A 13,207-nucleotide genomic window follows, 5' to 3' on the forward strand; every position below is an offset into this window, starting at 1 on the left:
AATCGTATTCGCCGATCTTATCTTTTTTTATTGGATGTAAATTAATTCTTGTTCAATTAAAGTCCCTGTTACTCGGGTTAGCAAAAGTACCTTTGATGAGAAAAATATTTAGCAAGAGACTAATCCAATTGTTGAAAACATGAATTACAAGTAGAGCCATCATACATTTCATCAAAAGGAACTTTTTGCCCACAATTTGTACAAACCGTGCCATTTGAAGTATCTCCAATACAGGTTTCACATATAGGTTCTCCATTATTATTAAAATAGCTACCTATACTTCTTGCACATTCAACACAAATATCATCAGCTATATCTGTAGATGTTTCATAAAATAATCCATCTGTTATATTAATTTCATCAAATAAATTAGCACTATACCAATAATCTAAATATGAATCTATATTTCGAGTTATTTGAACCTCAAAATCACCTTTAAGGATATGGTATCTAGGCACCGAGAAGGTTACCTCCATAGTATCACTGTCTATTGCCTCGCATTCCCTAGAAATAGCTTTGCCTGTTATATTAACATTTAAGAGATATTTAGCTTCATCAACATAGTAACCCTGAAAATCCACAGATTCTATGTCTAGATTAAATGAGTCTTCAACATATTCAAAATCACTACCGTCATAGTCTGATAAAGATGAAGTATCAACATACCTCTCACCAGTATTATGTAACATTTCAGCTATTTCAGGACCAATCATATCTTTTAACTGACCGAAATAATTTTCTAAATCAGAATTTATTATCCACTCTACTGTAGATGGAATTTCCTTGTTGTGGATATTTGCTAATTCATTAAAAAATTCACTTCCTGTAACCCCTACCATCTTCATACCTGTTCCGGTCTCAAATTCACTTACTAGATATTTCCTAAAACCAATTCGCCTTTTGTTCTCAAGCTCGTACCAGTCTTCTTTGACATCATCCGTAACAAAAATTAGATTCTTATTTTTTTCATGACAGAATTTTAAAGCTTCTTTCCAAATAAACCAATCACCAAAAGCTTGTACACCAGATTTTTTCTCCCCATCTTTATAACCTGGTGGTACTTTATTTTTATACCTTTTTTCACCATCAGCACATAACTGATATATTTCATCAATCGAAAGATGTGGTAATAAATTATTAGCGCTTGCTATGTTATTTATTAATTCATAGATAATATCATTATCTAAAAAATTACGGTTCATTTGTTCAAATCCTTCATGTTCTTGAGTATATACGTCTAGCTTTGTAGTTAAACTCTCGATATCCGCTTTTATTTCTGTCTGTAACTCACTAATCATAGGTATATTGAAGGTATTTAAAATTTCAACTTGTCGATCCAATTTTGCTACGAACTGATTAACAGGTTTTTTTAAATTTGTAATTGCATTCTTAAATTTATTTCTTTGCCTATCTAGCGAATCGCGATGATTTTTGTCAAACTCGCGTTTTACCGTACTAGGTAGTACAAGTTTATCTTGAATTAGATTGCATAAACTTATAAAAAACTCTGTTGTGTCAGGTGCGTATTCATAAAGGTTCAAATAAATATTTGTATCGAAAATGACACAATAATTTTCTAATGCTATAATACTCGCAATTGTTTGTTCTTGATTTGTCTCTGTCAAAACAATTCACCCTCTTCATGTATTAGTTATCTAAGTCTTATTTCAAACTGCTGATTTTCTGTTCCCTCCCCCATTATTATATAGAGAAAATAAAAAATATGGTGAAAACCCCCAATTACATTTTACATTTTTAAACAAATTTTTTGAAAGTAAAATTCCTATATCTTTATATTACATGTTTAGGAATAAGAATTGAATGTGGACTAATAATGAGGTGTTTTATTTTTATTTACTATTGCGGTACGTGAAATTATACATTTCCCTTACAAAAAAAGCCCCTTGAAAGGAGCACTTATTTTACAAGATACTGTTCTATTTCTTTTATTAATAGTTCTGCACCTTCTGGACTTAATGAGATTTTACCCTTTGCTAATGCTATGTTACGATTTGACATTTCTCCTGTTAATGCACAAACATGACCAGGCTGATACTTCTGTAAAATGATGTCTTCCCCTTCTACAAAAATCTCTAATGGTGATTTTTCTTTAATCCCAAGCGTATTTCTAAGTTCCTTTGGAATTACTATACGCCCTAATTCATCCACTTTTCTAGTTACTCCGGTTGCTTTCATCCAGCATATTTCCCCATTTCATTATCAATTTGTACCCAAGTTATTCTTTACTATTGTAACAGGCTTTCACCATACATGAGAAACATAATGAATCAAAAACAGACAATCATAAAAAGAAACTCTTTAAACCCTCGCTGAAAGGAAATACTCAGGGTTCTAACAGGATAATTCACAAACGTTCTTCCTATTCCTTCATGAGGACTGAAAATAAGTGGCACTATCCAAAGGTACAATACATTTCCTAGTACATTTACTAAAATTAAGTTTAAAAATAAAACTATACACATTAGAAGTGCTAGAAAGAGAAGATTTCCCCACAGTTAATAGAAGAAACTTATGCAAAGTGGAAAAAAAGAGAAATAACGAGCGTTAGATTTATGGAACTATTAGGGCTTAAGAAAAATATTTTTTATAAGTTATTAAAAGAATATGAAGAGAACAAATTACAACTTAAATAAAGCATATAAGCCAAATATTCCTTAGAGTAGGAAGTTCGGCTCATTTTATATCGAAATTTTCTTAGGTGGAAATGTGGGCAGTATCCCTATAAAATCATGTATTATTGAATATATGTAAAATTCTTATACAAATTGAGGTGTACTATATTTATGTATTTTGGAATGATTCCTATTATATTGTTTATTGTTTTTCTTATTTCTTATTTAAAGGAGCCGCGAAAAATAATTAACGGCTTTTTATTTAATGCCTTTTTCTGCTCTTTCCTTCTTTTTTGTGTACTTATTTCTTATTACTCAAGTAATGAAACTTTACACTACATTATATTTTTACCCATTTTAGTACTTATCATTATGCTTCCTTTTGGTTTTGTTGCTTTAATGTTTGGGTTATTTCTTAATGCTAGAATTTTAATGAGGCGAGAAGGAAGGCGTTTTACCAATTGTTTAACACTCATTGCGGCTTTAGGAATTCTATTTTTTATGCTAGTCTTTATTATAAGTCCAGCAAGTTTGTTCTCATCACATTTCAAAGCTATTTTTATTGGTGCTGCTCTTATAACTATATATTTCCTTATACACTTATCTAACTTCTTAACCGCTTATTTTTTATACCAATTTAACAGACCTAAATGTAATCAAGATTTTATCATTGTTCTTGGTAGTGGTTTAATTAATGACAAAGTACCTCCTTTACTTGCAAGTCGCATTAATAAAGCTATCGATTTTTATTGGAAACAAGCTGCTGTAACTACACCACCAACAATCATTTTCTCTGGTGGACAAGGTCCAAATGAAGGTCTTTCAGAAGCAAAAGCAATGCAAAATTATGCTGTTGAGAAAGGAATTCCTCTTGAACATACAATACAAGAAAATCGCTCTGTAAACACATATCAAAATATGTTGTTCTCTAAAGAAATTATGGATTCTTTAAAGCCTGAAGGTAAGTATAGAAGTATTTTTACAACGAATAATTTCCATCTTTTCCGGGCTGGTATATATGCAAGACAAGCCGGTCTTAATAGCCAAGGAATTGGATCAAAAACTGCATTTTATTATTGGCCTAACGCAATGATTCGTGAATATGTCGCAATTGTCGTTATGGGACGTAAGCGTCATATGAAAATATGTGGAACTATTTTAGGTTTCGCTTTATTCCTAACAATTGCTAGTTTTATTGTTTCTTAATAACTGAAAAAAATAACCAGAACTTAATTTATGAAACTGTTAGAGCTTAAAAAATAATTCTTATAAAATAATTAAAGAATAGGAGCCGACTTTTCTTAAAGTAAAAAATTCGGCTCCTACCCTATATAATACTTTTATATATTGTATTTTGGTTGAAATATTAACAATAATCCTCTAAAACTAATACCCTAATTAGATTACACGTAAGTCTTCCTTTAATTATAATTGATAAACCCTCGTTTTATTTCTTTACATACTTTCATAAATTTTATCCATAATAAACTCTTCTCCTTCCCTAACTTCAATTACTTTGGAAACTAATTCCTTTGTTATTTTACTTAACTCAGTATATTTAGTTGATCCACTCAAACCAAGTAAGTCATGAAATTGTTTAATTAGACATGTGTATGTTTTAAAATCCCAATCACTTGGTTCAATATTACTTGCCAAGCAAAGTAACATCTTTTGTTCTACTAAAATTCAAACGTGAATTCGCCTCAATTAAAGTATTGGATTTCGAGACAATATTATTTTCTTTAACCTGCAAATCTTGCTTCAGAGACATATCTACATACGTCCGTTCCTTACTAGCTTTATCGCTACAATAACTATACTCCTTAGTTATAGTTACCTTTTAATAACCAAATTTGTTATTTTTCTAAGTCTAGCAAAAATATTTTGGATAAATAATCTTTAAAAACAATAACATAGTTATGTAAACAAGTGTAAAAAGGATGTATTAAATAAATTATCTCTCTCAAATACCAACACATATAGTTCATCATATCCGTAAGCAAATTTGCTATGGTTAAAACCATTTTTGTTATAGTAAGGTTGCAGAAACCCTTATATATCAAAGTAGTATATACTCTTAAAACATATAAAATACTCAAAAACATTTTAAGTTTTAATTTATAAATAATCTTAATGGGAATTCAACAGAAGTATAAATGTATTTCCGCTAAACTTTTATTAACAATAACAAAATGTAAATTTAATTTGTATAAGTTATTTTCAAGTTAATACCAGGGGAAATCATATAGAAATTAGTTGGATAAATTTATTAAATAATAAATATTACCTTTTCTAAAAATATTATTTTAGAATGGAACCTCATAATTTATTTCATTTCCGTAACCTATCTTAAGCTCCTGAAACATCTGAAATAGATAATCTTTTTACATACATAAGGTAATCTTAAGGTAAGCTGAATCTTAACTTAAGATTATCATTGTATAATGATATTAAGTTAATAAATATAAAATGATGAGGTGGTATTTATATGTCTAAATATATTGTGCAAACCCATAACCTTTCCAAAAAACACGGAGATACTTTTAATGTAAATAATATAGATTTAAAGGTTAACGAAGGTGAGATTTATGGTTTTTTAGGACCAAATGGAGCTGGAAAAACAACAACTATAAAGATGCTATTAGGATTAGTCAAACCAACAAACGGTGACATCAAAATATTTGGCCAAGATTTAAAAACAAATAGGCTAAACATTTTAAAGCAAATTGGTTCTCTCGTTGAATCCCCTTCTTATTATGGACACTTAACAGGATATGAAAATTTAGAGATAATCCGTAGAATGCTTAATGTTCCACGAAAAAATATAGATGAAGTTCTTGAAATAGTAAGATTAAAAAATCAAAAAGAGAAATTAGTAAAGAATTATTCATTAGGTATGAAACAAAGATTGGGTATTGCCTCATCACTTTTAGCATTTCCAAAACTTTTAATTCTCGATGAACCAACTAATGGTCTAGACCCATCAGGTATACATGAAATACGTGAACTTATTAAAGAATTACCTAGTAAATATGGTATGACAGTCATTATCTCAAGTCATTTATTAAGTGAAATAGACCATATAGCTACTCAAGTTGGAATTATTCAAAATGGGGTTTTAATTTTTCAGGATGATATAGCAAAATTAAGACAGCAAAGTAATTCAATTATTAGAATGAAAGTAAATAACTTAAGCGATGCTCACAAAATTCTATTAAAAAATGAAATTCTCTCCAAAATAGAAGGTGATTCTTTAGTTTTAAATACATATACTGAAGAACAAATTGCCCAAGCAAATCGACTAATGATAAATAATGATATGTCGGTTTATAGAATTGAAGAAGAGAAACGTACACTAGAAGATATATTCCTTGAGTTAACAGCTAAAGGAGGAAGTCTGTAATGATATCCCTATTAAGAAGCGAATTTCTTAAGTTAAAAAGAAAACGTTTTATATTTGTTATTATTTTAATGAGTATATTAGAGATTGCTTGGGTTTTTGCGTTAACAGCAAAGGCCCGTCAGGAATTTCATATTTGGGATAACTTAATATCAAACTTCGGCATACTAAATGGTTTATTTGTGCCAATTATGATTGCCACAATTGTATCTAGGCTTGTTGATGTAGAACATAAAGAAAATACATGGAAAATGCTATTGGCTACACCTATTAATAAAGCATCACTTTATATATGTAAAATAATTACGACTATGATTTTACTTTTAATACCTCTAATTATTTTATTTTTCAGTATGTTAATAATAGGTAATGTCTTAGATTACCCTGGATCTTTCCCAATAAATTTAATACTAAAATTCCTTGCGACAACTTGGATTTCTAGTATTGCGATTGTAGCTCTGCAAACTTGGGTTTCTGTATTAATAAAAAATCAAGCATTTTCATTAACAGTAGGTATTCTTGGATCTTTTTTAGGTTATTTGGGGCAAATGGTACCTATCAGTAAATTTCTTATTTGGACGTATCCATCAATTACTGGTCCTCTCATGCTTAAAGTAGTCGGAAACCAAATGACGTATCAACCAAATGTTAATGCATTATCCAATTTATTTTTAAGTATTGGAGTAGGTATCATCCTAATTCTAGTAGGATTAAAACATTTTATGAAAAAAGATACTAACTAAGGAAGGATTGTTTTTATGCTTAGACTAGCTATTTCTACAGAATTATTAAAATTAAAAAGATCTAAGATGTGGATTATTATGCTATGTATACCTTTTATTTGTATCTTATTGGGTCTACTAAATTTTCAGTTTAATCGAGAAGTACTTGCAGGTAATGGTAAAAATGAATGGATGCAAGCTTGGACACAAATAGGTATGTTATATAGTATGTTTTTATTTCCTATATTAATAGGTGTTTATAGTTCTCTTGTTTGCAGATATGAGGATTCGGGTAATAATTGGAATAAAATATTATCATTACCTATTTCCATAACTAATATTTACCTTTCGAAACTTATTGTTATCGCATTACTTTCTTTGGTTACTCAGGTATTTTTAGTAATACTGTATATAATTTCTGGGTATTTTTTAGATTTTTCTCATCCATTCCCTATGGTGCTAATTAAATGGGTATTTTATGCTTGGATTGGAACTATTTCTATAGCATCTCTTCAGTTATGGCTTTCTACATCATTAAAGAGTTTTGTAGTTCCAATAGGTATTGGAGTAGCTTTTACATTTTTAGGGATTATTTTTTATTTAATGGGTGTTGGATATATATGGCCTTTTTCTTACTCAGCTTTATCAATGGATCCAATAAAACTACATGGTATTCAAGGATTTAAGAATACATTTTTCTTTTTCATTATGAACATTTTTTACACAACATTATTTTTATTTATAGGTATACGCAGAATGACACGTAAGGACATTAAATAATTTCTACTATCATTTTATAATTTTAAATTTCACATTAAATGTTCAATAAGATGTGAATCATAAACAAACGGACATTTCGTATCTAAAAATCTGTTAAAGATTTAAATATGAAATGTCCGTTTGTTATTGTTTACATTGAATTAGGAAAATAAGTATTAAATTTTTTGTAATTGTTTACTATCATGAAAATTACTATAATAGAAATCTTTGTAATAATTACATCGTAAAAGTAGCTGCTCATGGGTTCCACTATCCAAAATTTTACCTTGATCCATAACAACAATTATATCTGAATCTATGATGGTACTTATACGATGAGCAATTACAACTCTTGTACAATTTAAGTTTTGAATTCCTTCATTAAGCTTCTTTTCTGTTATCGTATCTAAAGCACTAGTAGCTTCATCTAAGATTAATATCGATGGCTTAGAAATTAATGCTCTAGCTAAAGAAAGCCTTTGTCTTTGTCCACCAGATATATTTGATCCACCTTCAGAAATGACCGTATGATATCCCATAGGCATAGCTTGAATATCTTCATGTATTTGAGCCAAATTAGTAGCAAATAAAATTTCATCCATATTAATATCCTTATTATGGATAGTTAAATTCTCTAAAATGGTTTTATTAAATAGAAAATTTTCCTGCAGTACAACACCTATGTTCCCTCTCAAAGTTTCCTTACTAAGGGAACTGTAATTATTATCATCAAAATATATATTACCATGTGTAGGTGTATATAGCCCTGATAGTAGTGCTGCTAAGGTACTTTTTCCTGATCCAGACTTCCCAACTATTGCTACCTTTTGACCAGATACGATATTTAAAGAAATATTTTTTAAATTGTAATCTCCAAATTTACTATATCTAAATGATACATCATCCAGCTTTATATCCCCTTTTAATCTAATGAATACATCATTATCAGGAATAGGCTCTTTTTCTTCTGTTAATACGTCATCAATTCGATCTAATAATGTTTCTGTAGTTACAATATCATTTAATAGCATAGCAATGGAATTGAGGGGTGTTAAGAAAGAAATTGTTACTGATTGAAATGCAAAAAGCGTCCCAATTGTTATTTGTCCATGAACAACTTGATAAATACCTATACATATGACAATTAATGGCGCAACAAAAAATAAACTTTTTGTAATAGTATCTACTTTTAATTGAAAATAGGACTTATTTTTATTTGCTTCAACCTGCTTACTTAATAATTCCTCCCAATTTTTATATATATTATTTTCAATACCTAAAGATTTAATCGTAGACATTCCACCTAACATTTCAGTCATAAAACTGCTGTAACGTGTTTGGCTAGTAATCTGTGATTTTGTTAAATACTTCAGCTTATTTTTTGTAAATATAATGGTAAGAACTTGTATAATCCCAATTAATAATACTACCAATGCTAAAAGACGTGATTCTATGAACATGTAAGTAAATAATACAAATACTAAGCAAATATTAATTAAAGACATAATAAGATTTTGAGATAAGAACTCTCTTATTCTAACATTACTATTAGCACGTAAGATTAAGTCCCCTCGGGAACGATTCTCAAAAAATTTGTATGGTAATTTTAATAGATGCGATACAAATTTATTTGTAAGCTTATAATCTAAACTATTTTGTAATTTAATAAGTATGAAATCCTTAAACAAATTGAAACCAACTTGAAAAATACAAAGTATTAAAAAAGAAATTATAAATGTCGAAATCATAGCGTATTTTTTTTGCATTACAATTAAATCTATAGATGTTTTCATAATTATCGGTACACCTACGGAAATCAATTGAATTAAAAGTGAAAACAGCACTAAATATAGTAATGGTTTTTTATTTTCAACTATAATTTTTTTTATACTTGATTTTTGTTTTTGTTTTTTGGGAACAAAATCCTCATTAGGAATCATAATAAAAATGGTACCCGAATATTTCTCTTCAAACTCTTTTTTAGTCATTTTTACATGTCCTATAGCTGGATCGGCAATAAAGAAATGTGTACGTGTAACCTTTTCTAAAACCACATAATGTTTATTCTCGAAAAACACCATAAATGGAAATGGCAAATCTTTATATTCTAGTAAAAAATCTATTGATACCTTTTTTCCAATACACTGCATATTAAACTTTTCTGCTACTTGTTTTATTTTTAACAAAGTAGTACCATTTCTACTTTCTTCAAAATAAGGCCTTAATTCAGAAAGTTTTATTTCATAATTATAATACTTTAAAATCATATTCAAACAACAAATTCCACATTCATATTGACTCATTTGTTCAACAATTGGAACTTTTGATTTTTTATTTCTTATATTCCATTCCATTGCAAATCTTTTCCCCCTAAAAATTAAAATCGCTAAAATTTAATAAAAGTATGGCAATCAATATAATTGTCCTTATATTGAGTACCATACTTTTTTATATCTTATTCTAGAGTTAGAACGGATGGTAGTTCACTATTATAAAGACGTAGTAACTGATAACCTATTCCTGACAGACCTACCATAAAGTTAGGTGTTTGTTGCCCGCCTGGTATTCCACACTTCCAATTTCGATTATCTTCCAGTACATATTGAAGTATACTACTTGCTTTTTCATAAACAAATTTTGACAAATAATTATATTTATCAATACGCGTAGCAGCTAATAATAGTAAATCTAAATTACCTAAATCACCGTGGCAAAGGCTATAGTTAGGATTTAAAAAACCACGATCTATAGTAATTTCTATGGATTTTTCTAAATCTTTTTCAAATATCTCCGATTGATAATGCTCTAAGATTTTCAATCGTGCCATTCCTATGCCAATCGTTCCATTACACCAATGTATAACAGATTTAGGTGTATCTCTATTCATATTTTGGCGAAGGTCTAGCCAATTGTTTTCTTTAGAAGAAAAAGTGCTATTCTCATAATTTAAAGCTTGTAATGCTGCATTTAAATAATTTTGATTCCCTGTTTCTTCAGTTAATCGAATAAGAGCTAATGCAATGCCAGATGTTCCATGAGATAATCCTGTTAAGGGAGTATGCTTAGGAGAAATAGTCCAAGCTACGCCTCCATTTACTTTCACGGCATTTTTTAATAAATGATCGCCACACTTTATAGCGATATCTAAGGCCTTTTGATAACCAGTGACTTTATAGAAGTTTAAAAGTACTAATAAAGTTCCTGCACTTCCATTAAGTAGATCGAACGTCGTATCTTTATCTACATGTGGTTCAATTTCATTAATGAAATTGATTGCTTCATCTAATAGTTCTTTTTCACCCCATAATTTATAGAAATGAGTTAACACATAAACTGCTGAAGAATATCCTGAAAATGCAGATATGTATGCTTTTTTTGTAGCATTCTTCTCATTTAAAGCAGTTTGTAGACAGGCTTTAGCAATTTTTTTAAATTTAGAAATCCCACTTTCTTTTCCAACGTATGCAAAGAAAATCGCCATACCTAGGATACCATCATATATCCCCATATCCATTGCTTTATAGTTTAGTTTCTCATCTGAGCTCATACCTATTCCAATCCAAGTTACATCAGAAAAATCTTCTGCCCAGATTGCTTCTTTTTCTAATACATTAGCAATTCTAATAGCTTCTGCTAAGAACACCTCTTTGTTTAACAATGTACCTTCGTAAGAGGACTTCTTATTAAAATCTTCAATAGCTTTGTTCATATTATTGATATCCAAATAATATTTTGTTAATAGTGACTTTTCAATAAAGTCTAATTGTCGATTGCAATCTTCTTCGCCCATATTTTTTATTTTTTCTAATACCATATTAAAACTATCTTTTGCAAACATATCTTTTATCTCAAAATTTTGATGGGTTAATATTTTAGTGGAATCAACGTCTACATAGAAATAAGGGACATCACCTGCTAATAGGTCCTTACATTCACATATAGCCGCGTTTTTTCGATTATGAATATAATCAACTAGTAACCACATATAATCAAACAATTTCACTCTATCAATACCAGATTTTAAATACTTAGGATGAGTACTTGCATCAAGAAGATGACTATATACTATAGTACTTCTAAGTATTATTCTTACTCTATCTTTACTAAATGCATGGATTGGTGAATCTGTTGACAGAAGGGCCTCTTTATAATTTTCTAGTAATTTATATGTTTTGTAGAATCCTTCTTTAATAGACTGTGTATAATTAAAGGCCTCACAAACTTCCCCATTAATTTTAGGCGAATTTAACCCTGCTTCTAAATATATTGAACCTTTAATCAATCTCATTTCATCAGTTTTTACTTTATCTATTTTATATCTTTCTACTTGCTGTTTCTTTCCGCCACCAATACCACTAACATCGATATCAAACAAATCATTATCCACAAAAATTGGCAATAGACCAGTTCTTGCAATGGAATCATTTAGGATATTTATGGCTTTACGATTAGCTGGACTTTTTAAGGATTGATTGTTCTTTATTGTAGTATGAAATAGTGATTCTAAATCAATTAGCATTGGATGTTCCCCATGAGCAATTAAGTTTTCATAGTGAAAATCTGTTGCGTTTAAAAAGTGTAAAACACATAAATATTGCCCTTGTCTTTCATAAAAACGACGTACTTCTTCTTCCGTAGTACAATCCTTATATGTAACAAATTCTTGCCAACCATAAGTTCCTTTATTAATAACCTTTATAGTTTTAAAGTCATGAATTTCATTTTTTTCATTTATCCAATTTAAAAATTGTTGAAAATGTATATCAATCGATAATGATCTAGGTTTATAAATTATGGACTGGTTATCATTAAAGTCAAGTTTTAGAACATGTTGCCCCTTATTATGTGAATCGCCCAACGCCTGAATATTAATTACTTTGGTAATATTTATCTCAAATGTAGTTTCAATTTCTCTATAGTCATTCGTAAATTGATTTATAAATCTAATTAGATTATTTATGATATTACTTATAGCTTCAGATATTAAGCGAGCTAATACTGGGTATTGAGAAAGTACCGCTAAAACTTGAGATGGTTTACCAATTTTCTCCTTCTCGAAGTAGTTATATCTCTCCTTTGGAGTATCTCCAGATAATTCGTTTTGAATTCTTGCTTTATTTAATTCATATATCAATGTTTTTAATGAGTACTTGAAAATAGTTGAAGAAACCAATTTAACTATAGTTTCTTCTATGCATTTTTTTTCAAAAATATGTAATGTATTTGTTTGACTTATTTCTTTAAATATTTTCTCTTTCACATAATTAACAAATGGGATTATAAAAGAAATAAAAGGAACGTCTTTTGAAAAAAGTTCATTGAATTCTCCATCATAATGCTCGTCCTTCGTTTGTAAAAAAATCTCTTTAATTGTTAAAAACCATTCCATTTTTTTATATGTGTTGTCTACCTGTGAACTTGAAAGGATAGATGTAAATTGGGAATATGTTATTTTTTCCTGATCAAGACGTTCTAATAATAATTCCTTATTATTATTAAACTTTTGAAGCCATTCAGTTACGTTATCTTCATTAATAGAATTATTAATTTTTATGCTTTCTCTCTCATTTAAATATAGTGCATGACCCCATGTGGAATTGTCCAATAGCTCATTAATATTATTTAAGGAATCTGTAGATGCTAACAAATGATATCCCCCACTCTATATAATTAGTAATTTATATTTTTAATTA

At 29.0% G+C, this 13,207-nt stretch carries 8 protein-coding genes and 1 pseudogene; 4 read left to right on the plus strand and 5 right to left on the minus strand.

Annotation, left to right across the window (positions count from 1 at the left end):
• Positions 1–119: 119 nt before the first annotated feature.
• Both AAG068_RS27550 and AAG068_RS27555 read right to left on the minus strand, forming a co-directional pair.
• Positions 120–1,625 carry a PIN domain-containing protein gene (locus AAG068_RS27550; RefSeq protein WP_342719881.1) on the minus strand — a complete coding sequence of 502 codons (1,506 nt, stop codon included), beginning with the start codon at positions 1,623–1,625 and terminating at the stop codon, positions 120–122.
• A gap of 292 nt (positions 1,626–1,917) precedes the next feature.
• On the minus strand, positions 1,918–2,196 hold the full coding sequence (locus AAG068_RS27555; protein ID WP_342719882.1) for an AbrB/MazE/SpoVT family DNA-binding domain-containing protein: 279 nt from the start codon (positions 2,194–2,196) through the stop codon (positions 1,918–1,920).
• Between the two features lie 608 nt (positions 2,197–2,804).
• Here AAG068_RS27555 and AAG068_RS27565 point away from each other — a divergent pair.
• Positions 2,805–3,839 carry an ElyC/SanA/YdcF family protein gene (locus tag AAG068_RS27565; RefSeq protein WP_342719883.1) on the plus strand — a complete coding sequence of 345 codons (1,035 nt, stop codon included), beginning with the start codon at positions 2,805–2,807 and terminating at the stop codon, positions 3,837–3,839.
• A gap of 276 nt (positions 3,840–4,115) precedes the next feature.
• Here AAG068_RS27565 and AAG068_RS27570 read toward each other — a convergent pair.
• Positions 4,116–4,404: pseudogene (locus AAG068_RS27570) on the minus strand (replication initiation protein); the annotation flags it as partial.
• 717 nt (positions 4,405–5,121) lie between these two features.
• Between AAG068_RS27570 and AAG068_RS27575 the strand changes: the two are divergent.
• Genes AAG068_RS27575 through AAG068_RS27585 form a run of 3 tightly spaced genes read left to right on the plus strand, consistent with a single transcriptional unit; the run spans position 5,122 to position 7,535 of the window.
• Positions 5,122–6,036 carry an ABC transporter ATP-binding protein gene (locus tag AAG068_RS27575; RefSeq protein ID WP_342719884.1) on the plus strand — a complete coding sequence of 305 codons (915 nt, stop codon included), beginning with the start codon at positions 5,122–5,124 and terminating at the stop codon, positions 6,034–6,036.
• Complete coding sequence (locus tag AAG068_RS27580; RefSeq protein WP_342719885.1) at positions 6,036–6,776, plus strand: ABC transporter permease; 741 nt, start codon at positions 6,036–6,038, stop codon at positions 6,774–6,776. Before AAG068_RS27575 ends, AAG068_RS27580 begins: the two co-directional genes overlap by 1 nt.
• A gap of 15 nt (positions 6,777–6,791) precedes the next feature.
• Positions 6,792–7,535 (plus strand): ABC transporter permease, encoded by a 744-nt coding sequence (locus tag AAG068_RS27585; RefSeq protein WP_342719886.1) that lies wholly within the window; start codon positions 6,792–6,794, stop codon positions 7,533–7,535.
• A 155-nt stretch (positions 7,536–7,690) separates the two neighbouring features.
• Here AAG068_RS27585 and AAG068_RS27590 read toward each other — a convergent pair whose 3' ends face one another.
• Entirely contained in the window at positions 7,691–9,868 is a 2,178-nt protein-coding gene (locus AAG068_RS27590) for a peptidase domain-containing ABC transporter (protein ID WP_342719887.1), read from the minus strand.
• A gap of 101 nt (positions 9,869–9,969) precedes the next feature.
• Positions 9,970–13,161: a type 2 lanthipeptide synthetase LanM family protein gene (locus AAG068_RS27595; protein ID WP_342719888.1), complete on the minus strand. Its 3,192-nt coding sequence runs from the start codon at positions 13,159–13,161 to the stop codon at positions 9,970–9,972.
• Positions 13,162–13,207: the final 46 nt, after the last annotated feature.

It is taken from the genome of Bacillus paramycoides, assembly GCF_038971285.1.
Classification (GTDB): Bacteria; Bacillota; Bacilli; order Bacillales; family Bacillaceae_G; genus Bacillus_A.